Genomic DNA, 23,641 nt, shown 5'->3' with positions numbered 1-23,641 from the left:
AACAAAGGGCGCCATTGGGCGCCCTTTGTTATTTACAGCGTTGGCAAAAGGTTAGAGTACCTGCTTTAAAAACAGTTTGGTGCGCTCTTCCTGAGGGTCCGTAAAAAAATGCTCCGGCGTCCCTTCTTCAACGAGTTTGCCTGCGTCCATAAACAGCACGCGGTCAGCAACTTCACGGGCAAACCCCATTTCATGGGTCACAACAACCATGGTCATCCCTTCACGGGCGAGATTTTTCATGACGTCGAGCACCTCCCCAACCATCTCGGGATCGAGAGCGCTGGTCGGCTCATCAAACAGCATGATCTTGGGGTCCATGGCGAGGGCCCGGGCGATGGCGACTCTTTGTTGCTGTCCTCCTGAGAGGCGACTGGGATATTCCATGGCTTTTTCAGGGATACCGACTTTATTTAGAAGCATTCGCGCCTTCTCTTCAGCCTCTCTGCGACTGCGTTTACGCACGAGCATCTGGGCTAACACGATATTTTCAATGACGGGCTTGTGCGGGAACAGGTTGAATTGTTGAAATACCATACCGACTTCCCGGCGAACTTTGTTCATGTCGGTCTTACGCTCAGCTAGATCGACACCATCGATTACGATATGCCCAGAGGTAAAGGTTTCAAGACCGTTCAGGCATCTCAGGTAGGTCGACTTGCCGGAGCCGGAGGGACCAATAATAACGACAACTTCACCAGAGTGAATATGAGCCGTAACACCATCAACGGCATAAACGGTCTGCCCGCGGCCGGTGAAGGTTTTTTTTAAATCGACGGTTTTAATCACTGACAGCAAGCCTCCGTTCAACCCATGCAATCAGTTGCGAAAGCACGGAAGTCAGCAGTAAATAGAGCAGGGCGACCGTAAACCAGATTTCAAAGGTGGCAAAGGTCGAGGTAATAACCTCGCGGCCACTTTTTGTCAGGTCGGTGATGGCAATGACCGATACCAGCGATGAATCTTTGATTAAGCTGATAAATTGTCCTGCCAGCGGAGGCAACACCCGCTTAAATGCCTGTGGTAAGACAATGTAAACCATGGTTTGAAATGAGGTCATGCCGAGGGAACGGGCCGCTTCCGATTGACCCTTGGAGATCGACTGAATGCCGGCGCGGATGATTTCAGCAACATAGGCTCCTGCAAAAATCGCCAGAGCGCTGATCCCCGAAACAACCCGACCAATATCCAGAACAGTTCCAAGAAAAAAATAGAAAATAAAGATCTGAACCAGAAGAGGGGTTCCACGTATCAACTCAATGTAGAGGCTAGCTAATCCACGTAAGGTCGGATTTTTTGAAATTCTGCATAAACCGGTTATGAGGCCGATCAGCATTCCAAAAAAACTGGCTGCAGCAGAAAGCCAGAGAGTCATTAACATCCCCTGAACCAGTGGTCCTGCCTTCCATTCACTGGTGCTGCCGATCCTGTCACCCTCGAAAAGGGTCTCACCTGCAGTGACATTTAGACTGTCAGTCTCAACCTTAAACGTTTTAACTTTTCCTGAGTCACTCTTCAGTTCGATAGTTGAAAGCCCACCGTCCTTTTTGATCGAAACTACGCTGCCATCGAAGGGGCTGCTTTTTAAGGTTTTCGCATTGTAGAAGAAGTATTGCGGAACTCTGTTCCAACGCCAGGTGTAATCAATTTTGTTGGTAGCGGCCCACAAGGATGCGGCGAGAATTAAGAGGATGGCCAGGGTGAGTAAATGCCAGGGCCAAACTTTTGGGGATGGTATTTTCACCGTGATTCTCGTTTCCATATAGGCAACCGTTGGTTGCCAGGCATAAAAAGAGGTGGTATCGCAGGAACTTGTTCCAGCGATACCACCTGCATCTAATTTAAATATTTACTGTTGAAGTTTCTTGACCCAGTCATTGCTGAGGAACCACTTGTTATAAATTTTATCGTATGTTCCGTCATTTTTCACCTGAGCAAGGAAATTGTCCAGCCAGTTGAGGAAATCAGGGTTGCCCTGACGGATGGCCCAGCCCAGAGGCTCATAGGTAAAGGGTTTGTCGAGGAAGATCAGCTTGCCTTCGCTTTTTTGGGCATTGGCGATCGCCATGTAGGGCAGGTCGTAAACAAAGGCATCTATTTTGCCGTTGACCAGGTCCATGACTCCTTCCTGCTCGGTTTCAAAGGAAATATATTTGGCATCAGGAATCATACGCTTGGTGGCTTGCTCACCCGTGGTCCCCAGCTTGGACCCGACTTTAAACTTTTTGTTATTGAGATCCTTGTACGATTTAACTTCATCACCATATTTTTTTTGGATGAGGATACTCTGCCCAACAACAATGTACGGGTTGGCAAACGCAATTTTCAGATTACGTTGCGGTGTGATCGTCATACCGCTCATGATCATATCGAATTTTTTGGTCATCAGCGCCGGAATAATTCCATCCCAGGCGGTGCTGACAAGTTCAAGCTTGACGCCCATAGCTTTGGCGATCTGCTTTGCCATGTCAACGTCAAACCCGATGATTTGCCCTTTTTGATCTGTCATCTCAAAGGGCATATAACCAGGTTCCATGCCGACGCGCAAAACACCTGCATCCTGGATGTCGCTCAGGGTATCAGCCATGACCGTGCAGGGCAGGGTAGCCAATAGTAGAAATAGTGCACTCAGTAACAGGGTAAATCTCTTCATCTGGACCTCCGTGTAATTGATGTGTAGTTGTCCGAAAGTGCCGCAACGCGGCAGGTGGTTTATTTTATCCAAGGTATTTTAATAGGATTTCCCCTCATCTAACAATTCCGAGATCAGCATGACCGTATTGCATTCCGGACACCTGGGAAGATCCGTCACCGGCAGGATAATGATTTGAGTGTACCTGCATCGGGGGCAGATGACTTCAACGGATTCCTTTTTCCCACGTTCCATGATACTTTTTCGCGCTCCTCTATTTATTACCAAATAAATATTTGAGTAAACCGAATACAGCGTTATATCACAGCATCTCAGCGGTGAACAAGTAGATTACCACATCAGAAAAGATCAATGCCTATGTACCCTAACAAAAACAGTCAACAAACATTCGCCGAGATTATGCTTGTCTCAGTCACTCTTTTCTGGGGCGCCACGTTCCCGATTGTCAAAGAGGCGATTGAGCTCTTGCCCGTGATGGCTTTTTTATGGATTCGTTTCGCCCTCGCGGCATTACTTCTTGGATTTATGGCAGGTCGCAGAGGCTTTGCCACCCTCGACTACAGGGGCTGGTGTAATGGGATACTCCTCGGCACGCTCCTTTTTCTCTCCTATCTCTTTCAGACCTTTGGCCTTGAGCAAACCAGCTCCGCGAATGCAGGTTTTCTAACCGGGCTTAACGTTGTCTGGGTTCCCCTTTTAGCCGGTCCGTTACTCAAGAAACCTGCCGCTTTCGGGGCGAAAGTTGGAGTAATAATTGCCTTCTCAGGCCTCATCCTGCTGACATGGCATACTCCCTGGACGCTTAACCCCGGAGACTTACTGGTATTGGCCTGTTCGTTCTTTGTTGCTTTACATATTTTAGGACTGGATCGTTTTACGGCAGGCTACGACGCTCGCGCTTTGACTTTTGTTCAAATTTTCACTATGGCGGTGCTTGGCTGTATCGGGAGTTTGATCTTTGAGCCCGTCAGTTGGCCTCGGGAGTGGCCGCTGTCACTGGTTTCAGCATTCCTGATAACTGCGATTCTGGCAACGGCCTATGCATTTTGGGCCATGACCCGCTTTCAGCGGCTGACAACGCCTACCCGCGCAGCGCTTATCTACACCCTGGAGCCGGTATGGGCCGCAATTTTTTCTGTCTGGCTTTTAGATGAAAGATTGTCTTCATTAGCCTGGGCTGGTGGCGGTCTGATCGTTAGCGGTATGATCTTCGCTGAAGCCTGGCCCCTGTTAAGACGTCGGTCGTCAGGAGTAGAACCAGACCTGAAGATGAACTAAGCGCTCAAGCGAAAAAAAAACGTGCGTGCAGCCCATGAGCGCTGAATAGTCCCTGTGAGCTGTCTAGAATATTTCAAGTTCGACCCTTATAAGGGACAGCCTGGCTGAGATCCCTTTTCTTGCTTTACAACAGCGGACTAACACGTTTATTATTCGCGGTTAGTTTTATAACGCAACCAGGACTTTGTTCCTCGCATAGGTATTAAATATATAACCGCATGAACCAGCAACTGATACGTAATTTTTCAATTATTGCTCATATCGATCATGGTAAGTCTACTTTGGCCGATCGCCTGTTGGAGGTCACTGGAGCTTTATCCGATCGAGAAAAAACAGACCAGTTTCTCGACAAAATGGATCTTGAAAAGGAGCGTGGGATTACAATTAAATCCCAGGCGGTGCGCATCCCTTACAAGGCGCGTGATGGCAAGGAGTATTTGCTCAACCTGATTGACACCCCCGGACATGTTGACTTCACCTATGAGGTCAGCCGATCCCTATCGGCTTGTGAAGGCGCATTGCTTGTCGTCGACGCGGCCCAGGGCGTCGAGGCGCAAACACTGGCGAATGTTTATTTGGCTCTCGATCAGGATCTGGAAATTATTCCGGTGTTAAACAAGATCGACCTGCCGAGCGCTGAACCCGAAAAGGTCAAGCAGGAGATCGAAGAGATTATCGGTATCGACACCTCAAACGCCATTTGTGTCAGCGCCAAATCGGGTCTCGGAGTTGATGACCTCCTCGAGGCGATCGTCGCGCGCGTGCCGGCCCCGACAGGGGACCGGAATGCGCCGCTCAGGGCTCTGACCTTTGATTCCTGGTACGACTCCTACCAGGGGGTTATCGTTCTCGTCCGCGTGATTGACGGTGTATTGCGCAAGGGGGACAAGATCAAACTTATGATCACTGGCGGGGTCTACGAGGTGCAGAAGGTTGGGGCCTATACACCACACCCGGTTGCACTCTCTGAATTGGGCCCAGGCGAGGTCGGATTTGTCATCGCCAACATCAAGGTTGTCGATGATGCCAAGGTCGGGGATACTATTACCCACCTGCACACCCCGGCCGCCAAGGCACTAGATGGCTTCAAGGAGATTCAGCCCATGGTCTTTTCCGGGCTTTATCCCATCGATTCCGCCGACTATGACGACTTCCGCGATGCGCTGGAAAAACTCCGTCTGAATGATGCGGCTTTTACCTTTGAACCTGAAAATTCGATGGCCCTCGGTTTTGGTTTTCGGTGCGGCTTTCTTGGCCTCCTGCATATGGAGATTATTCAGGAACGACTGGAACGTGAGTTTGGCGTTGATCTCATCACCACCGCACCGACGGTTGTTTATGAAGTGACGACGGTTAAGGATGAGATCCTCAGGGTTGAAAGCGCCAATATGTTACCGCCGGTTCAGTTGATTTCTTTCATTAAGGAACCCTTTGTCCTCGCTTCAGTACATGTGCCTAACGAATATGTAGGCGCGGTGCTGAATCTGTGTATTGAGAAACGCGGTGTTCAGCGTGAATTGAAATATCTGTCATCCAGCCGTGTGATCGTTATTTACGAAATGCCGTTGAATGAAATTGTTCTCGATTTCTTTGATCGCCTGAAATCTGTTACGCGCGGTTACGCCTCACTGGATTACGAGCCCCTTGATTACCGTATCAGTGAATTGGTCAGATTGAATGTGTTGATCAACGGGGACGTAGTTGATGCCCTTTCGCTGATTGTTCATCGGGATAAGGCTCAGTACCGCGGCAATGAACTGGTTGCCAAAATGAAAGAATATATCCCTCGTCAGCAGTATGAAGTCGCGATTCAGGCAGCGATCGGGAACAAAGTCATCGCGCGGCAGACGGTAAAGGCTTTGCGCAAAGATGTCACCGCGAAATGCTATGGCGGTGATATCACACGGAAGCGTAAATTGCTGGAAAAACAAAAAGAGGGAAAAAAACGAATGAAACGGGTCGGTAGCATCGAGCTGCCCCAGGAAGCATTTCTTGCTATTCTAAAGGTCAAAGATTAAATTATGGGATTCTCTCGCAAAAGAAAAAATACGCCCATCGTCAAGAAACCATGGTATCGCGAATGGTCGGAGGCACTGATCGTTGCCGTTGTTCTGGCGCTGATCATTCGTACTTTCCTCTTTCAAGCATTCAAGATTCCTTCGGGTTCAATGCTGGACACCTTGTTGATCGGCGATCATCTGCTGGTCAACAAATTTATCTATGGGACCGAGATCCCTTTTACTGATCAGCGCTATCTCGCTCTACGCAACCCGAAACGCGGTGATGTCATTGTTTTTGAATTTCCTGGCGACAAAGACAAATCCTATTTTGAGCGTCGTGACTTCATCAAGCGGGTCATTGGTGAACCGGGGGACAAGGTTGAAATCCGCGAGAAAAAAGTCTATGTCAATGACGAACTCTATGCCCCCCCGCAGGAAACCCATAAAGACCCGCAGCTTGTCCCGGCACTTGCCAGTCCACGCGATTTCACCGGCCCGATTCAGGTTCCGGCGGGTAAGTATTTTGTCATGGGCGACAACCGTGATTTCTCCTATGACAGCCGGTTTTGGGGTTTTGTCCCGCGAGATAATATAAAAGGATTGGCATTTATAAAATATTGGTCGTGGAATGCAGCTGGCAGCCTTCTGCATAAGATTCGGTTTGGGCGAATCGGCCGCCCGATCAACTGATTTATCATTCAAAAATCAGGTTGACTTTTCAGCCCTGCAGTTGCTAGATTGCCCCTGTTCAAACACAATTAACCCTTTAAGTCGATCCGAGAGGTCGGCAAGGGAAATCTTAATGATCGTCAACATTCATGAACCCTGCAAAAGTACCTGTACACTTCACGTGTATCAGGTACTTTTTTTATGCCCATCCCCCTCAGGAGGTCTTCAATGGTGACAGAGACTACCGAAATTCTAGACAGTGCTTCAGTCCAACGCGCGTTGACGCGTATTGCGCATGAAATTCTGGAACACAACAAAGGGACTGAAAATCTGGTGGTTATCGGCATCCGCACCGGTGGTATTTATCTTGCGGCGCAGCTTCAACAAAAAATCGCCGAAATTGAGGGGGTCCAGGTGCCACTTGGAACCATCGATATCACTATGTACCGTGATGACCTGGGAAGCCGAAATGATTTGACAATGGGTCAGACCGACATCCGCTTTCCCCTTGGAGATCGTAAGGTGATACTGGTCGATGATGTACTTTTCACCGGGCGTACCATCCGTGCGGCAATGGATGCCCTGATCGATCTCGGTCGACCACGTAATATCCAGTTGGCCATTTTAATCGATCGTGGGCACCGTGAGTTGCCGATCCGTCCGGATTTTATCGGACGTAATCTGCCTACAGCACGAAGTGAACAGATCGAGGTCAAGTTCAGTGAGCAACATGTACCCGTTGGGGTCTACCTGATCAAATAATCCTGGAGGATCTGATGCAATTTCAACATCGCCATATTCTGGGCATCAAACAGTTTAGTGCTGAAGAGTTGAACTTCATCCTTGAGACGTCGGCAAGCTTCAAGGAGATCAATACTCGAGACATCAAAAAGGTTCCTACGCTGCGCGGGAAAACCATCATTAACTTGTTTTTCGAGGCGAGCACCCGAACCCGTACTTCTTTCGAAATCGCCGGAAAACGACTTTCGGCGGATACGGTCAACATCAGTGGCTCATCCTCATCCGTCGTCAAAGGGGAGACGCTTGAGGATACGGCCCGCAATATTGAAGCCATGCATCCGAATATCATCGTCATGCGACACAACGCCAGTGGTGCCGCAGCCTATCTGGCCGAACGTATGGGTTGTTCGGTGATTAATGCCGGAGACGGTACCCACGAGCATCCAAGCCAGGCATTGCTTGATGCTTTTACCATCCGCCAGCACAAGGGCAAAATTTCCGGGCTGAAGGTGGCAATTGTCGGAGATATTACCCATAGTCGCGTGGTGCGTTCAAATATCGACTGCCTGAATAAACTTGGGGCCGAAGTCTGGATCAGTGGGCCGAAGACCATGCTTCCGCCGGGGATTGAACGCCTGGGCTGCAAAGTCGCAGCAAATCTCACCGAAGCACTGACCGAGGCTGACGTGGTAATGATGTTACGGATTCAGCATGAACGCCAGGGTAAAACCTTAATCCCTTCCTTGCGCGAATATTCGCGCTACTTCGGGTTGAACGATAAAAACCTCAAGCTGGCCAAACCCGATGCGATTGTCATGCACCCCGGTCCGATGAACCGCGGTGTGGAGATCTCTTCCGTAGTTGCCGATGGCCCTCAGAATGTCATTCTGGATCAGGTTGAAAACGGCGTTGCTGTCCGTATGGCCCTGCTATATCTGGTCTCCGGCGGCGAAAAATTGGCTGAAAACTGAGCTATTACTACTAAGTCCGAAGAGGAAAATTTTATGAACTGCATACTTATCAAGAACGGTCGGGTCATCGACCCGGCAAATAATATCGATAAAATTTGTGACTTGCGCATCGAAAACGGCAAAATAGCTGAACTCGGCAATAATTTGTCTGACGGTGGCGCTGATGTGATTGACGCCAGTGGTTTGCTGGTGACTCCAGGGCTGATCGACATGCACGTTCACCTGCGTGATCCCGGTCTCGAATACAAAGAAGATATCATCAGCGGAACGGCAGCAGCGGCAGCTGGCGGTGTCACCTCGCTAGCCTGCATGCCGAACACGCGACCAATCCTCGATAATCTGGCGGTCTGCCGCTATATCATTACCAAGGCACAGGAGCAGGGGACAGCTAACGTCTTCCCCATCGGCAGTATTACTCAAGGTCTTAAAGGAGAAATTCTCTCAGAAATGGGGGAATTAAAAGAGGGCGGGTGTGTCGCCTTTTCTGATGACGGTCTCCCCGTCACCAGCAGTGAACTGATGCGGCGCGCCCTCGAGTATTCTCATACTTTTGATATGCCGATTATCTCGCATGCTGAAGATCTTTCGCTGGTCGGTAATGGCGTAATGAATGAGGGTGCGGTCTCGACCGAACTGGGCCTGAGCGGCATCCCATGGGTCGCTGAAGACGCGATGACAGCACGGGATATCATGCTCGCCGAGTTGACCGGTGGGCACATGCACATGGCACACGTATCGACCAGGGGAAGCGTTGACCTGGTGCGTCAGGCCAAAGCACGCGGCATTCGCGTCACCTGCGAAGCGGCACCTCACCACTTTACCCTGACCGACGAAGCGGTACGGGGTTATAATACCAATGCCAAAATGAATCCACCCTTACGTTCCCAGGCTGACGTCGACGCCGTGCGCGCCGGACTGGCTGATGGCACCATTGATGCCATTGCAACCGATCATGCCCCGCATCATTTTGATGAAAAGAACGTTGAATTTGCTATCGCCCTGAATGGCATCGTCGGACTGGAGACAATGTTGCCATTGACCCTGAAACTCGTTGAAGACAAGGTTCTAGAGCTGAATCGTGCCATCGCCTTAATGAGTTACCAGCCAGCACGTGTTCTCAGCATCGATCGCGGAACTTTAAGCCCCGGCGCAGTTGCAGATGTTGTAATCATCGATCCAACCCTGACCTGGGAAGTTGTGCCACAAAAGCTGCATTCAAAAAGCAAAAATACTCCGTTCGGTGGCTGGATCATGAAGGGTGGCGCGGTAAAAACCCTGCTGGCTGGAAAAGTTGTCTTTGAAAGATAATCGTTTTAAATCAGATCGTTGCTTATAGGTCTTTAGATACAAGCATTAACCATGAGGAATCCATGAAAGCTATTCTTGCACTTGCTGACGGTCGTTACTTTACCGGCCGCGCCCTGGGCGCACCGGGAGAAGTATATGGTGAAGTTGTTTTTAACACCAGCCTGGCCGGATATCAGGAGATTTTAACTGATCCTTCGTATCGTGGTGAGATTGTCACCATGACTTATCCGCAAATCGGCAATTCCGGAATTAACCCGGAAGATGTCGAGTCACGCCAACCCTTCCTGTCGGCCTTTGTGGTGAAAGAATCCTGTCCATTCCCGAGTAACTGGCGCTCCACAATGAGCCTCGACGCTTACCTTAAAGCACAAGGGATTGTCGGTATTGAGGGAATTGATACCCGTGCACTGGTACGTCACATACGGGATCATGGTGCGCAAACCGGGATTGTCTCGAGCGTTGACCTGGATCCGACCAGCCTGATAGAGAAGGCGCGCAGAGCCCCGACGATCGTTGGGCTGGATCTGGTTCAGGAGGTGAGTTGTGCCCAGCAATATGCCTGGGACCAGGGTGTATGGCACCTGGAGTCGGGCTATGCCGACGGCACACAGATCGATCGCCCGCTCAAAGTCGTGGCCTTCGATTTTGGGATTAAACAGAATATCCTGCGCAACCTGACATCCGCCGGCTGCCAGGTGACCGTCGTTCCGGCAACAACCTCGGCTGAAACCATCATGAAAATGGCTCCGGATGGTGTCTTTTTAAGTAACGGTCCTGGTGACCCGGAACCGATTACCTATGCGCAGGAGGCGATACGGCAACTGCTTGGCCAAGTTCCGATATTCGGCATCTGTCTCGGGCATCAACTACTCTCCATCGCCCTCGGCGGAAAAACCTACAAGTTGAAGTTCGGTCATCGCGGTGGAAACCAGCCTGTTCTGGACTATGTTACCGGCCGGGTTGCAATCACCTCACAAAATCACGGCTTTGCTGTCGATCCTCTGTCTCTGGGTGATGATGTGGAGATCAGCCACATCAACCTGAACGATAAAACGGTCGAGGGGATCAGGCATAAAACATACCCGGCGTTTTCGGTTCAATATCATCCCGAAGCTTCACCCGGGCCGCATGATTCACATTATCTCTTTGCGCGTTTTATCGACATGATCAATCAATTTAAGAAGAATCAGCGCTAATTTCTGATTGTCATTCTTCAATAAGGACGTTCCATGCCAAAACGTACAGACATTAAGAAAATCCTGATTATCGGGGCAGGTCCGATCGTCATCGGCCAGGCTTGTGAATTTGATTACAGCGGCACTCAAGCCTGCAAGGCCTTGAAAGAAGAAGGCTATGAGGTTGTTCTGCTCAATTCAAACCCCGCTACCATCATGACCGATCCTGATTTTGCCGACCGGACCTATATCGAACCGGTTACCCCTGAGACACTGACCAAGATTATCGCCAAAGAACGCCCTGACGCTTTATTGCCGACCCTGGGCGGGCAGACGGCCCTCAATACAGCGGTGGCTGTTGCAGAAGATGGCACCCTTGAAAAATACGGGGTTGAGTTAATTGGCGCGAATCTCAAAGCAATTAAGATGGCAGAAGATCGGACCCTCTTTAAAGCTGCGATGGCGCGCATCGACATCGCCGTTCCACGGTCGGGACTGGCGCACAATTATCAGGAAGCGATGGAGGTGATCGAGAGTATTGGTTTCCCCGTCATTATTCGTCCCTCGTTTACTCTGGGTGGTACGGGCGGAGGTATCGCATATAACCTGGAAGAATACAGGGAGATGGCGATTTCTGGAATTGATGCATCCCCGACTGATGAAATTCTGGTCGAAGAATCAATTATCGGCTGGAAAGAGTACGAACTCGAGGTGATGCGCGACACTGCCGACAACGTCGTCATCATCTGTTCGATTGAAAACTTTGATGCCATGGGGGTTCACACCGGGGATTCGATCACGGTTGCGCCGGCTCAGACTCTTACAGATAAGGAATATCAGATTTTACGGGATGCCTCGCTGAAGATTATCCGTGAAATCGGGGTGGATACCGGCGGTTCGAATATCCAGTTTGGCATCAATCCGCGCGACGGGCGCCTGGCGGTCATCGAGATGAACCCACGGGTTTCACGTTCCTCGGCGCTGGCCTCCAAGGCGACCGGCTTCCCGATAGCCAAGATTGCTGCCAAGCTGGCGGTCGGATATCGACTCGATGAAATCCCGAACGACATTACGCGTGAGACCCTGGCCTCCTTTGAGCCGACCATAGATTATGTCGTTACCAAAATTCCGCGTTTCACCTTTGAGAAGTTCCCCCAGGCTGACGCACGCCTCACAACCCAGATGAAATCGGTTGGCGAGGTGATGGCCATGGGGCGTACGTTCAAGGAGAGCTTTCAGAAGGCGTTGCGTTCTCTGGAAACAGGCTCTTATGGCCTGGAAAGTCTGCTTTTTGAATCAACGAACGATTACCAACGACACCTCAGTACCTCAGAGCTGGACGGTCTTCGCGAGTCTCTTCGCGTTCCCGGTGCTGATCGCATCTGGCATCTTGCAGATGCTCTGCGCGCTGGATTTAGCGTTGATGAGATCTACCAATTAAGTGGGATTGATCCCTGGTTCCTGCATAATATTGAACAAATTGTTGAGATGGAAGCGCTGCTGGTCACCCAAAGGACTCAAGTTGCAAATGGCGATGAGAGCTTTCGAGACCTTTTACTCGAAGCTAAAAAATACGGATTTTCTGATCGCAGATTGGCCTGTCTTTGGGATATCACCGAAGCTGATGTCCGTCAATTGCGGCATAAATTTGGTATTCGTCCGGTCTTTAAACGGGTCGATACCTGTGGCGCTGAATTCGTTGCGTATACGCCATACCTCTATTCGACCTATGAAGAGGAGTGTGAAGCGGAACCGACGGACAAACGCAAGATTATGATTCTGGGTGGTGGTCCGAACCGGATAGGGCAGGGGATTGAATTTGATTATTGTTGTGTTCATGGCCTGTTTGCCCTGGCCAAGGCCGGTTTTGAGACAATTATGGTCAACTGTAACCCGGAAACCGTTTCAACCGATTATGACACCTCGGATCGACTTTATTTTGAGCCCCTTACTCTTGAAGACGTGCTTGAAATTGTAGAGAAAGAAAAACCTGAAGGGGTCATAGTCCAGTACGGCGGTCAAACGCCTTTGAAACTGGCCGTCGCCCTGGAGAAAGCCGGGGTCCCGATCATTGGCACCTCACCGGATGCGATTGATCGCGCTGAAGATCGTGAACGTTTTCAGACCCTTCTTCATAAACTGAATTTGCGCCAGCCGGAAAACGGCATTGCTCGTTCCTACGATGAAGCGTTAAAGATCGCTGAGCGGATCGGCTATCCGGTCGTCGTCCGACCGTCATACGTCCTTGGCGGCCGTGCGATGGAGATAGTCTACGAAAGTGAACGTCTGCAAAATTACATGAAATATGCGGTTGAAGCCTCACCAGAGCATCCGGTGTTGATCGACCGGTTTTTGCAGGACGCGATCGAAGTTGATGTCGATGCCCTGGCAGATGGCACCGACGTTGTTATCGGTGGCATTATGCAACATATCGAAGAAGCTGGTATCCATTCTGGTGACTCAGCCTGCGTATTACCGCCTTATTCACTCTCAGCGACAGTTGTTGCCGAGATCCGCAGGCAAACAATAGCGCTGGCGCTGGAACTTCAGGTTGTCGGCCTGATGAATATTCAGTTTGCCGTCAAAGGAGAGACAATCTATCTGATCGAGGTTAATCCGCGAGCCAGTCGGACGGTTCCCTTCGTCTCAAAAGCGACCGGACGACAACTGGCGCAGATAGCGGCCAGAGTGATGGCCGGCGAATCGTTGAAGATGCAAAATGTTTCAGGAGATATCATCCCGAAATATATCTCGGTAAAAGAAGCGGTTTTCCCTTTTGTGAAATTTCCGGGGGTTGACACCCTGCTTGGTCCAGAAATGAAGTCAACCGGAGAAGTCATGGGGATCGATTACGACTTTGGCAAGGCCTTTGCCAAAGCGCAGATCGGAGCAGGGGTTAACTTACCTGCCTCCGGGAAAATATTCGTCAGCGTAAAGGATGAAGATAAAGAAAGAATTATTGAACCAGCCAGAAAACTGGTTGCAGCTGGCTACAGTTTCGTTGCTACCCGTGGGACTGCTGCCTTTCTGCAAGAACAGGGGATCGCAGCTGAAATCGTCAATAAGGTCAAGGAAGGCCGTCCGCATTGCGTGGATTCAATCAAAAGCAAAGAAATTTGCATGGTCTTTAATACGACCCTCGGTTCACAGTCGGTTTCGGATTCCTATTCAATCAGGCGTTCGGCGCTGATGCATGAGGTTGCTTACTTTACAACTGTTGCTGGAATCAAGGCCGTAACCGATGGTTTACTGGCGATGAAAAGAGAATCTCTTGACGCGACGCCCCTTCAGGAGTATTATTCGAGGGCGTGAGGATTAGAAAACCTTACAAACGGTTCACATTATTTCAACGACGGGCGGGATCTTCCCCGCCCGCCGTTTTTTTTCAAGGAGTAGATATGAGTAGCTCAATTCCTGTGACTACGGAAGGCTATGCACGCCTACAGGAAGAACTGAAGAACCTGGTCAGGGTGGAAAGGCCCAAGGTTGTTCAGGATATTGCAGAGGCCAGGGCCCATGGTGATTTGTCAGAAAATGCCGAGTATGATGCGGCAAAAAATCGTCAAGGTTTTGTCGAAGGGCGGATCAAAGAACTGAACGACAAGATCGCCCGAGCCCAGGTTATCAACCCAGCTACGATCATAAGCAACAAAATCGTTTTTGGAGCGAAGGTGACCCTGATCGATGTTGATACCGACATCGAAGTCACCTATCAGATCGTTGGTGAGGAAGAAGCCGAAATTAAAGATGGTAAAATTTCCATCACCTCTCCAGTCGGACGTGCTTTGATTGGACATGAAGTTGATGAGGAAGTGCGGATCAATGTGCCTTCAGGCATTCGGGTCTATGAAATAACCAACATTGAATATTCATGATCATGCCTGTTAAGGTTCCCTTGCATTTCCCCTGTCTTTTTGTGAGAATTTACAAGAGAGTAAATACAAACAAACGGAGTCAATAATGAGCCAACAAATTACACGAAATATGACCTTTCACCAGATTCTTCAAATGGATCCCAGGGTGGCTGGTGTTCTCGGAAAGTTTAATCTCGGATGTGTAGGCTGCATGGGTGCGATGAACGAAACCCTCGAACAGGGGGCCATGGCCCATGGGGTTGATGTCGAAGCAATTCTGGTTGCCCTTAACGACCTTTTTGACGCCTGACAAGGGGAGGGCTGATGCCCCCAAATTCCCCAGTTTTTGTGCCCCTGGATCAGATCGGTCTTGACCGGACCACGGGAGTCGGCCCCAAACTCCTCGCGCAGTTGAACAAGCTGGGGCTTAACACCATAGAAGACGCTCTTTATCACCTGCCATCCCGCTACGAAGATCGACGTCACCTCCGTAAAATTAATCAGTTACAAACCGGTCGACAAGAGGTTTTTTGTGCCCGTGTTCTTGCCGCAGGGGAAGCGCTAACCAGTCGCAGCAGACGTCTACTCTTCGAAGTGATTGCTGAAGATGAAACCGGCCGTATTTCGCTCAAATGGTTTCACTATCGCAAAAGTTGGCTTCAAAAACGCTTTTCTATCGGTCAACAGTTTGTTTTTATTGGAGAAATCCACAGCTTTGGCGCTCAGCGCGAAATTCATCACCCAGATACCGAAATTATTCCGCAGGGGGTTGACCCATTAGAACTCCTGAGCAAAGACCCACTTAAATTTGGCCGGATCTTACCGGTTTATCCCCTTACAGAAGGCTTGTCTCAGTATAAAATTCGTAAAATCTGGTTTGATCTCGTCAAGAAATACGCCCCGCTGGTTCGCTCACCACTCCCGATAGCTCTTGCACAAAAACATGGTTTTCTCCCTCTCTCAGAGGCCATCTTCCGTTGTCATTGGCCAGAGTCTGATCAAAGTCTGTCTCAACTGGAAAGCGGACAAGACCCAGCCCGGCGCAGTGTTGTTTATGATGAGTTCTTCTTTTTAGAACTCGGCCTTGCCTTAAAACGCCACGGTATTGAAATTGAGCAGGGGATCGCCTTTAAGGTGGATCATCTTTATACAAAGCCTCTATCCGCTCTGTTGCCTTTTCGTTTAACAGTGGCTCAACGGCGTGTTTTAGGTGAAATTAAACGGGATATGATGTCGAATGTACCTATGCATCGCCTTTTGCAGGGGGATGTCGGCAGCGGTAAGACGATTGTGGCCTTGATGGCAGCGCTGATCGCGATTGAGAATGAGACCCAGGTTGCAGTGCTCGCTCCGACCGAGATACTCGCCGAGCAACATTTTTCAACCTTCAGCCAGTGGCTGCCACATTTAGGCCTTCGCTGTGAGTTGCTACGCAGTGGTATCCCGCAATCTGAAAGAAAACGAATACTTGCAGACCTTGAATCAGGGGATCTTCATCTTCTGGTCGGTACTCACGCGGTGTTACAAGAGGGCGTTCAATTTAAACGGCTCGGTTTGGGGATTGTGGATGAACAACATCGGTTCGGCGTTAAACAACGCGGTGTTTTAAAACAAAAAGGGGAAAATCCAGATATTTTAGTGATGACGGCGACCCCGATCCCGCGCACTCTTTCCATGACCCTTTATGGTGATCTTGCGTTGTCGGTGATCGATGAGTTACCCCCGGGCAGGATACCGGTAAAAACCCACCATTATCCAGAAGGTCGTCGCAATCTGGCTTATGAAGGTTTGCGGCGGCAACTGGCCCTGGGCCGTCAGGCCTATATTGTCTATCCTCTGGTTGAGGAGACCGAAAATTCTGATCTGTTGGCTGCCACAGAAGCTTCTGTTCAGCTTGCTGCTCATTTCCCCGATGCCAGGATCGGACTATTGCACGGTCGGATGAAACAGGCCGACAAAGATCTTGTGATGCAGGAATTCAGATCTCATCAGTTGGATATTCTGGTTGCAACGACTGTGATTGAGGTTGGGGTCGATGTTGCGAATGCGACGATAATGATTATTGAACATGCTGATCGATTTGGCCTTGCTCAATTGCACCAGCTGCGTGGCAGAGTAGGACGAGGCGGAGATGAGAGTTTTTGTTTTTTACTTTCATCCGGGCATTACAGTGAAGAAGCTCGCCAAAGACTGGACGTAATGGTTGAGACCAGTGATGGCTTTCGCATTGCCGAAGCCGACCTTGAGATTCGCGGGCCTGGAGAATTCCTGGGGACCAGACAGTCGGGACTCCCTGATTTTAGAGTGGCGAGTATATTGAGGGATGGGGATATCCTTGAGATGGCACGTCAGGATGCTTTTGAATTTGCGCAAACAACCAATTATCTCGCCGATGCGGCAACCAATGAGGTGAAGCAAGAGCTATTAAGGCGTTGGGGTGGTCGTCTGGATCTCATCACCATTGGCTAAGGATTCGAATTGATAATATTCTAGTTTACATAATATACATTATGCGACGTTCGGTAGGATTGATATTAAATTAAAAAAGGGCCGCTCTCCCGTTCTGGAGATCGGCCCTTTTTATTTTTGGTCGGGATGAGAAGATTTGAACTTCCGGCCCCTTGACCCCCAGTCAAGTGCGCTACCAGGCTGCGCCACATCCCGTCAATTAACGTCCGCGGATTATCTAGGAATTGGTACGGACTGTCAAGCGGAAATCAAAGAAACAAATGGTAAAAACGGGTACTTTAGCTAGTTATTAGCTCCCTTAGCCAACCCCTTGTTGAGGCCCTATAGTAGCTACCTAGAACTTGAGTGATTACATGAAGTCCAGGAAAACATCTCTTTGAATTATAATTATATTCCGGAAATAACATCACAAGCAATGACCAGTATGCCATTGTTCTTGAGAACGCTAATGGCTTCATCGATATTATCGAAGCGAAAGATGATGATCGCATTCCCTCCCGGGCGTTCACCGAACGCATACATGTACTCAACATTGATCTGACTCTTGTCAAGAATCGACAGGATCAATGCTAAGCCTCCTGGCTGATTTGGCACTTCAATGCCAACGACTTCAGTTTTACTGACTGTAAAAGAGTTATCCCGCAACATTTCCAGTGCCTTTACGGGATTATCCACGATCAGTCGTAAGATACCGAAATCGGAAGTGTCGGCTAGCGACAAAGCGCGGATATTTATGCCAGCGTTTGCTAGAATTTCAGCAACTTCGGCCAAACGACCTGACTTATTCTCTATAAAAATTGATATCTGTTCAACTTTCATCATTTGCTCCCAAATTACAGATGCTCAGGGTTTTCGGTTGTCGATGACCCGTTTGGCCTTGCCTTCTGAACGGACAATGGTTTTAGGCTCCACCAGGCGAACCTGACAGGTAACGCCAAGCATCTCCTTGATCGAATGACGAATACGATTCGAAAGAATCTGCAAATTTTTTATTTCGTCAGAAAAGGTCTGCTCATTTACTTCAACCTGCACTTCAAGGGTATCCAGATTTCCTTCACGATTAATAATTAATTGATAATGGGGCTCAACGCCTTTGATATTAAACAGCACTGATTCGATCTGACTGGGGAAAACGTTCACTCCTCGAATGATCAACATGTCGTCACTACGACCACTCAGACGTTCAATGCGTCGATGAGTGCGTCCGCAGATACAGGGTTCGGAGATGATGCGTGTAATATCACGCGTCCGGTAGCGCAAGAGCGGAATTCCCTCCTTGGTGATGGTTGTAATCACCAGTTCCCCTCTTTCACCGCAGGGTAAGACTTCGCAAGTGTCGGGATCGATAATTTCGGGGATAAATTGATCTTCCCATGTATGCAGCCCGTTTTGTGCTTCTATGCATTCGATTCCCACGCCTGGACCAAGTATTTCGGAAAGTCCGTAAATATCGATCGCCTTGAGATTGAGTTTCTCTTCGATCTCAAGGCGCATGGCCTCAGTCCAGGGTTCTGCCCCGAAGATACCGACTCTCAACTTGAGATTTTTGAAGTCTATCCCCTCTTCTGCTGCAACTTCTGCTAGAAAAAGGCTGTATGATGGCGTGCAGGTCAAAACCGTTGACCCAAAATCTTGCATAATCATCAACTGTTTACGTGTATTTCCGCCTGACATCGGAATAACTGAAGCTCCCACTTTTTCCGCGCCATAATGCGCGCCGAGTCCACCAGTAAAGAGGCCGTACCCGTAGGCATTATGAACAATGTCGCCTTTGTGAACACCTGCGGCGACAAAAGAACGAGCCATCATTTCAGACCAGTTTTCGATATCACTGTGGGTGTAACCAACGACAGTCGGTTTGCCAGTTGTCCCGCTCGATGCATGAATACGCACGATTTCTTGGAGCGGGGTGGAGAATAACCCATAAGGATAACTGTCGCGCATGTCTTGCTTAAGGGTAAAAGGGATACGCCTTAGGTCCGCCAGGTTACGGATACTGCCTGGTGTTACTCCAGCAGCGTCCAAAGTTTTCTTATAAAAAGGGACGGTTGAATAGACCCGTTCAACGACCTGCTGCAATCTTGCTAATTGAAGAGCTTCAAGCTCTTCTCGTGGTAACGTTTCAACTTCCTTATTCCAGAACATCTGACACCTCCCATTGAAAAAAATCCTAATGCAATCTAAATATTAATCAAGAAGCAGGCCTTCGAGGAGACCGGCATCCGCAGCACGTAGAGAGTTACCCCCAGCACAATCTAGCAACTCCAGGACAATCTGCAGTCCAGGGATAATGAGGTCGGCTCTCCCCTCTTCCATGCCAGGCAGTTCTCTGCGTTTTTCAGGCGACAACGCGCGAAGCATTGAATACAAAGAGTTCAACCAGTCGCGGCTAAGAACGAGATTGTTGACTTTTGTTCCGTCGTAATGGTGCATTTCTAGTTTAAGTGCCGCCAGAGTCGTCACGGTCCCGGCAGTTCCAATTAACTCTGGGGGACATGTGTCTCGTTTCCAGCTTTTCCAGATTGACGAATCAATGAGCTTTTTAAGACCTGCCTGCACAGCGAGAAGGCAGTCCCCGGAACTTTCATGGCCTTCAGCTAATTGCACAACCCCAAGAGGAAGACTTTCTCGCTGCAGGATCTTACCATTTTCATACATGATTATTTCAGTGCTACCGCCACCGATGTCAAATAGAACAGCTCTTTTGGGAGTTGGGGAGAGAACCGTCAAAATGCCACGGCAACTGAGCTCTGCCTCAGTTTTTCCATCAATTACTCTAATATCAATCCCGATTTCGTTGTGGACTTTTTCGAGGAACTCTTTTGAATTGACAGCATTGCGCAGAATCGCTGTTCCCACTGCGCAGATTTCATCCACTTTAAAGCCGGTCAACTCGGCAGCAAACTGTCGTAGGGCGATCAGGGTCCGCTCCATGCTGGCCGAAGCCAACCCGGCAACAGGATCATAATCTCCAGCTAAGCGGGTCACGCGCCGAAAATAATTTTCATGGGAAACCCCTATGGGGCCAGAGCCTGGGATCAGCATCCGAACTGTATTACTTCCGATGTCAATAGCTGCCCGAATCAACCCTGATTCTCCAAAATAGCCTCGGCAATATTATAGGTATGGTCTCCAATTTTTTCATAATTATGCAACATATCAATAAAAATCATTCCAGGTTTGACCGCGCATTCGCCAGTGTTCAAGCGGTCGATGTGATTATTGCGCAGAGTTTTTTCTAAATCATCTATTTCATCTTCAAACCTGATCGACTCTGAACAAAGAGCAGGATTATTACTTTCGAGCCCGACAACGACATAGGTGAGAAAGTCTTCCGTTTTTCCTGAAATATCAGCTAGTTCACTGAGCCCTATTTCAGAAAAAGCAATCCGTGCTTCTACTTTTCGTTGACCAAGTTTCCATAGATTTACACAGTGATCTCCGATGCGCTCAATGTCATTTACAAGATGCATTAGGGTAGCAAGTTCTTCAGATGTTCGTCCTGACACTGATTTTTGCGAAAGTGCAACCAGAAAATCAGTAATCTCCTTCTGCAGAAAATCAACCAACTCTTCATACTCTTCAAGACGTTTAACATTTTTAAGATTGCCGGTTTCAATAAACTTGTTAGTTTCTTTCAGCATTGACAAGGTGAGATTTACCATGCGTTGAATTTCGCGTTTAGCCTGTCCCAGAGCAATGGGTGGTGTATTTAAAACCCGGATATCAATATACAATGCTTGCATCTTTACGATGCTGTCCTGACCGCGAATCAAAAACGTTGATAAACGCGCCATCGGTCCGAGAAAGGGTAAAAAAATCAGGGCATTTATGACATTGAAGAGTGTATGTGCGTTGGCAATATGGCGGGCGATAAAGGGTCGATCCCCAATCATGGCTCCCAGCAGGTTTGCTTGCGATTGGGTGGTAACAAGCATATCTGCGTTACCTGGAGAGATATAGGCAACTATTTTCATAAAATACGGAAAGAGCAATAATACGAATGCAACGCCAATTGTATTAAATAAAAAATGACAACAGGCCGTTCTGCGCGCCGCAAGGTTGGTTCCGATAGCGGCAAAATTAGCAGTAAAAGTAGTACCGATATTTTCGCCCAGAATCAAGGCAACACTGGCTTCAAAATTGATCAACCCAGCACTAGCCATGGCGAGGGTTATACCGATTGTGGCAGTACTGCTCTGGACAATTATCGTCATAAGCGCTCCGATAATCACTCCAATCAGGTGATATTGGCCCACAAATTCAAATATCTGGATGACTTCTTTTGAGTGCTTTAGAGGATCGACCCCCTGCTTCATGATCGACAAGCCCAGGAAAAGCAGACCAAAACCAAAGAGAATTTCGCCCCAATATGACTTTTGCCGATCGCGAGAAAAAATCGCAATAGCCCCTCCGATAGCAACGGCAGGCAGAGCAAACCCTGTAATATTGAGAGAAATGAGTTGGGCTGTTATTGTTGTGCCGACGTTCGCCCCTAAAACCACGCCGATCGCCTGAACCAAAGAGAGCAGCCCCGCATTGACAAACCCGACCACCATAACTGTTGTCGCACTGGATGACTGGATAATGGCGGTTACAGCAAGGCCAACAAACGCCCCTATGAGCCGATTATTTGTTAAAGCTGTAAGAATTTTACGCATTCTGTCCCCTGCAACTTTTTGCAGGGCGTCAGACATTGTCCGCATACCATAAAGGAAAAGACCCAGTCCTCCGACAAGGCCCCAAAATACATTATGGCTTCCAATCACCAGCATTTTAGACTCTTTCAAAATTCAAATAAAAACTGCGACCCACCATGATTAGCGGGCCGCAGCAGGCAGACTTTGATTGTATAAGGTCTGTTATTTCTTCACAACCGAAAAGGAGAAAATGAATTTTGAAGATTTTACCCCTTTGCTGAGGACTGCAGCCCCCTCAAGTGTAAACCCATCCATGGCTCGCAAATCAGTCAAAAAATAAATCAGACCTGATACCTGCTTCCCAGGCTCTATCTTGACATCAGGCAGAGCATCCAAAACGATATTTTGAGGATTTTTTGTCGGGAAATAGGTGACTTCTCTATTAAATCCATTCCGGATCATTCCCCGCTCGGCATCCCCTTCGTAATAATATCCAACATAGGGGTATGGGATCAGGTAAGGATCATGGTCGGCGACCAACTCCTTGATTTTTGCGGGAGAAACCGGGAGAAATTGATTTCCTTTGCTGTCTGAGAGCAAAAAGTTATCGGCAGGCAGGGAGATCTCTTCATTCCGATTGTTGCTGATCAAGACCTTGAATGAACAGATATTCTGCTGCATCTGGTACGGTCGAACTTCAATATCCATAATTTTGGCGGTGACTGAAACCTGCTCATTTGTCTGAGAAATGGACATGTCTTGCGCATTGATCTTGCCCATGCCCTTAGGGCTCGGGAGAATTGTCACTCCGCCACACCCGGAAAGGATGCAAACAAATAAGAAAATGGGGAGTATCCGGTTTTTCATAATCTACCTCCACGAGCCGGGTTTGCTAGAGCAGCGAAAATTCAATGGCTACGACCTAACGCATCAAGCAGCAAGTCTCGGTGCGCGGCTTGGGAGGATCTGATTCTGCCACTGAATAATCGAATAATATTTAATGCGAGTTTTAAACAAAGGGCAGAATCCTTGGCACTGAGAATTTCAAAATCTGTCTTGGAAAGACAGAGCAAAGTTACGGCCTCAGCAACTCTTGCCGTTGCGCTGCGATGGGCACCATCAAACAGGGCCATCTCTCCAAAAACATCAGAAGGACCCAGAACCACAAGCACTTCTTCGTCCCCTTCAGCCATCATTTTGGAAATGCGGATTGTCCCATGCTTTATAAGGTAAAGAGATTCCCCTTGCATATTTTCGACAAAAACAGTCTTCCCCTCCCCCATCTCTTTTTGGGTAAAAACAGAAGAAAGTGTAGTCATCTCAGCAGGCAAGAAACCCGTAAAAATGGGACTATCATCCAAACCAGTAAAATCTACGCTCATATTGGTGCCACTCACTTAGGCATGAATTTAGTAACAGTATCCTGATCATCAAAGAGGGCATCTGCTGCTCCAGACCTTTTATACACTACAATATCGACTCGTCTAATCTTCCCTGGGGGCTCTTCCGCAAGGTCGGGACCTCCACCGAAACCAGTTAAATAGATATCAAAGGTTAAATTATAATTGTCTTTCAAATAATTACGAGCAGCCAGGGCTCTTTTCATAGAAAAAGTTAAAGTATCCTCGGAGGAGTTGTCAGAGTTGGAGAAACCCTCCAGGCGCAAAAGAGAATTCTCTGATTTATATTTTCTTAATTCGGGCGCGATCAAATCAAGTGCGGTTTTGGCGGCAGGGGTTAATTTAGTCGATGATGGATTAAAATAAATATGCGCAATAATTTGTCGATTCTGTAAAAATACCTTTAGTGGGTCCTTTGACTTCTCAGCGAAGCAGGTGGTGGGAACCAGTAAAATAAGTAGAAACAAAATAAAGCGTGGCATATTT

The 23,641-nt window shown here is 48.6% G+C and carries 21 protein-coding genes and 1 tRNA gene; 11 read left to right on the top strand and 11 right to left on the bottom strand.

Annotated features, from left to right (window positions below):
* Positions 1 to 51: 51 nt before the first annotated feature.
* The 3 genes from D888_RS0109170 to D888_RS0109160 form a co-directional block, all read right to left on the bottom strand.
* A complete protein-coding gene (locus tag D888_RS0109170; RefSeq protein WP_020676256.1) occupies positions 52 to 786 on the bottom strand; it encodes an amino acid ABC transporter ATP-binding protein in 735 nt (244 codons plus the stop codon).
* Positions 779 to 1,759, bottom strand: coding sequence for an amino acid ABC transporter permease (locus tag D888_RS0109165; protein WP_020676255.1), 981 nt, complete (start codon positions 1,757 to 1,759; stop codon positions 779 to 781). The genes D888_RS0109170 and D888_RS0109165 overlap by 8 nt, the downstream gene beginning before the upstream one ends.
* 87 nt (positions 1,760 to 1,846) lie before the next feature.
* Positions 1,847 to 2,650, bottom strand: a complete 804-nt coding sequence (locus D888_RS0109160; protein ID WP_020676254.1) for a transporter substrate-binding domain-containing protein — start codon at positions 2,648 to 2,650, stop codon at positions 1,847 to 1,849.
* 357 nt (positions 2,651 to 3,007) lie between these two features.
* On the opposite strand from D888_RS0109160, the gene D888_RS21205 reads away from it, so the two are divergent.
* The 11 genes from D888_RS21205 (at position 3,008) to recG (ending at position 17,115) form a co-directional block, all read left to right on the top strand.
* A complete protein-coding gene (locus D888_RS21205) occupies positions 3,008 to 3,928 on the top strand; it encodes a DMT family transporter (RefSeq protein ID WP_020676253.1) in 921 nt (306 codons plus the stop codon).
* 218 nt (positions 3,929 to 4,146) lie between these two features.
* Positions 4,147 to 5,946, top strand: a complete 1,800-nt coding sequence (gene lepA / locus D888_RS0109150) for a translation elongation factor 4 (RefSeq protein WP_020676252.1) — start codon at positions 4,147 to 4,149, stop codon at positions 5,944 to 5,946.
* 3 nt (positions 5,947 to 5,949) lie between these two features.
* A complete protein-coding gene (gene lepB / locus D888_RS0109145) occupies positions 5,950 to 6,618 on the top strand; it encodes a signal peptidase I (RefSeq protein ID WP_020676251.1) in 669 nt (222 codons plus the stop codon).
* Between the two features lie 210 nt (positions 6,619 to 6,828).
* Positions 6,829 to 7,359, top strand: coding sequence for a bifunctional pyr operon transcriptional regulator/uracil phosphoribosyltransferase PyrR (gene pyrR, locus D888_RS0109140; protein ID WP_342666819.1), 531 nt, complete (start codon positions 6,829 to 6,831; stop codon positions 7,357 to 7,359).
* Between the two features lie 14 nt (positions 7,360 to 7,373).
* Positions 7,374 to 8,309, top strand: a complete 936-nt coding sequence (locus D888_RS0109135) for an aspartate carbamoyltransferase catalytic subunit (protein WP_020676249.1) — start codon at positions 7,374 to 7,376, stop codon at positions 8,307 to 8,309.
* A gap of 33 nt (positions 8,310 to 8,342) precedes the next feature.
* Positions 8,343 to 9,617 (top strand): dihydroorotase, encoded by a 1,275-nt coding sequence (locus tag D888_RS0109130; RefSeq protein WP_020676248.1) that lies wholly within the window; start codon positions 8,343 to 8,345, stop codon positions 9,615 to 9,617.
* Positions 9,618 to 9,679: 62 nt separating this feature from the next.
* The gene (gene carA, locus D888_RS0109125) at positions 9,680 to 10,813 is read left to right on the top strand and encodes a glutamine-hydrolyzing carbamoyl-phosphate synthase small subunit (protein WP_020676247.1); all 1,134 of its coding nucleotides are present in this window, start codon (positions 9,680 to 9,682) and stop codon (positions 10,811 to 10,813) included.
* A gap of 33 nt (positions 10,814 to 10,846) precedes the next feature.
* Entirely contained in the window at positions 10,847 to 14,104 is a 3,258-nt protein-coding gene (carB, locus tag D888_RS0109120) for a carbamoyl-phosphate synthase large subunit (RefSeq protein ID WP_020676246.1), read from the top strand.
* An 86-nt stretch (positions 14,105 to 14,190) separates the two neighbouring features.
* Positions 14,191 to 14,667, top strand: coding sequence for a transcription elongation factor GreA (gene greA / locus D888_RS0109115; protein ID WP_020676245.1), 477 nt, complete (start codon positions 14,191 to 14,193; stop codon positions 14,665 to 14,667).
* Between the two features lie 85 nt (positions 14,668 to 14,752).
* Complete coding sequence (locus D888_RS0109110; RefSeq protein WP_020676244.1) at positions 14,753 to 14,956, top strand: DUF1858 domain-containing protein; 204 nt, start codon at positions 14,753 to 14,755, stop codon at positions 14,954 to 14,956.
* 14 nt (positions 14,957 to 14,970) lie between these two features.
* Positions 14,971 to 17,115 (top strand): ATP-dependent DNA helicase RecG, encoded by a 2,145-nt coding sequence (gene recG / locus D888_RS0109105; RefSeq protein WP_020676243.1) that lies wholly within the window; start codon positions 14,971 to 14,973, stop codon positions 17,113 to 17,115.
* 118 nt (positions 17,116 to 17,233) lie between these two features.
* Here recG and D888_RS0109100 read toward each other — a convergent pair.
* The 8 genes from D888_RS0109100 to D888_RS0109065 all read right to left on the bottom strand — a co-directional run bounded on the left by D888_RS0109100 (position 17,234) and on the right by D888_RS0109065 (position 23,637).
* Positions 17,234 to 17,310 (bottom strand) — tRNA-Pro (locus D888_RS0109100).
* Between the two features lie 192 nt (positions 17,311 to 17,502).
* Positions 17,503 to 17,934 carry an ACT domain-containing protein gene (locus D888_RS0109095; protein WP_020676242.1) on the bottom strand — a complete coding sequence of 144 codons (432 nt, stop codon included), beginning with the start codon at positions 17,932 to 17,934 and terminating at the stop codon, positions 17,503 to 17,505.
* Between the two features lie 24 nt (positions 17,935 to 17,958).
* On the bottom strand, positions 17,959 to 19,260 hold the full coding sequence (locus D888_RS0109090; RefSeq protein ID WP_020676241.1) for a phenylacetate--CoA ligase family protein: 1,302 nt from the start codon (positions 19,258 to 19,260) through the stop codon (positions 17,959 to 17,961).
* Between the two features lie 42 nt (positions 19,261 to 19,302).
* The gene (locus D888_RS0109085) at positions 19,303 to 20,202 is read right to left on the bottom strand and encodes a Ppx/GppA phosphatase family protein (RefSeq protein WP_020676240.1); all 900 of its coding nucleotides are present in this window, start codon (positions 20,200 to 20,202) and stop codon (positions 19,303 to 19,305) included.
* Positions 20,199 to 21,890 carry a Na/Pi cotransporter family protein gene (locus D888_RS0109080; RefSeq protein WP_020676239.1) on the bottom strand — a complete coding sequence of 564 codons (1,692 nt, stop codon included), beginning with the start codon at positions 21,888 to 21,890 and terminating at the stop codon, positions 20,199 to 20,201. Before D888_RS0109080 ends, D888_RS0109085 begins: the two co-directional genes overlap by 4 nt.
* 87 nt (positions 21,891 to 21,977) lie before the next feature.
* Positions 21,978 to 22,622, bottom strand: a complete 645-nt coding sequence (locus tag D888_RS0109075; protein WP_026362312.1) for a hypothetical protein — start codon at positions 22,620 to 22,622, stop codon at positions 21,978 to 21,980.
* Positions 22,623 to 22,663: 41 nt separating this feature from the next.
* Positions 22,664 to 23,137, bottom strand: coding sequence for a Crp/Fnr family transcriptional regulator (locus D888_RS21200; protein WP_156826981.1), 474 nt, complete (start codon positions 23,135 to 23,137; stop codon positions 22,664 to 22,666).
* An 11-nt stretch (positions 23,138 to 23,148) separates the two neighbouring features.
* Positions 23,149 to 23,637: an OmpA family protein gene (locus D888_RS0109065; RefSeq protein ID WP_169513279.1), complete on the bottom strand. Its 489-nt coding sequence runs from the start codon at positions 23,635 to 23,637 to the stop codon at positions 23,149 to 23,151.
* Positions 23,638 to 23,641 lie beyond the last annotated feature (4 nt).

The sequence above is a fragment of the Geopsychrobacter electrodiphilus DSM 16401 genome, from assembly GCF_000384395.1.
In the GTDB taxonomy this organism is placed as follows: domain Bacteria; phylum Desulfobacterota; class Desulfuromonadia; order Desulfuromonadales; family Geopsychrobacteraceae; genus Geopsychrobacter; species Geopsychrobacter electrodiphilus.
This window is presented reverse-complemented; position numbering and strand designations above follow the sequence as displayed.